The sequence below is a fragment of the Algibacter sp. YIN40 genome, assembly GCF_057219435.1.
The window spans coordinates 1-631 of the sequence record NZ_JBXVVC010000012.1 but is presented as its reverse complement, the minus strand read 5'-3'; the positions used below and the strand labels follow the sequence as shown (position 1 = coordinate 631).

Here is a 631-nt window from a genome sequence, read left to right as displayed (position 1 = left end):
TGGTTTTGAAGTTCTCAATATTCAACCCAGTATAAAAGCTGAAGGATGTATCGATCCTAATTCTTGTAGTTATAACCCTAATGCTTTAGTTGACGATGGTTCTTGTACTTACTTGGAGTCTAAACCAATTGATGGAAATATTAATTCTGGTTATTTAAGTACAGAAGTATACACCTATCCTTTATTAGATGGCGCTCTAAGTATATGGCAAGTTATTGGAGGCGAAATTATTGACGGTCAAGGAACTGGCTCTATTACCGTTAAATGGGGATTGGAACCATTGGGAACAGTCTCTGTTGTTGAATCTAAAGAATGTTCTAGTTTACCTGTTGTGCTAAATGTAGATTTAAGTTCTTCTATATCTTTAGAAGATAAATCTGTAGCTAGAATATGGAATGAAGCGTTATTAGAAGCCATTCGTGGTGATTATGCTCGCCCAACTGTACATGCAAGAAATCTATTCCATACTAGTGTTGCTATGTATGATGCTTGGGCTATTTATGATGACCAAGCTAGACCTTATCTTATAGGGAATACAGTTCATAATTATGAAAATTTATTTGATGGCTTTACAACTACCAAACCTATTGAAGAAGCTAGAAATGAATCTATAAGTTATGCGGCATATCGG

At 35.2% G+C, this 631-nt stretch carries 1 pseudogene; it reads left to right on the top strand.

From position 1 onward, the window contains the following. Positions 1–631: pseudogene (locus AC2D6V_RS15380) on the top strand (FG-GAP-like repeat-containing protein); the annotation flags it as partial.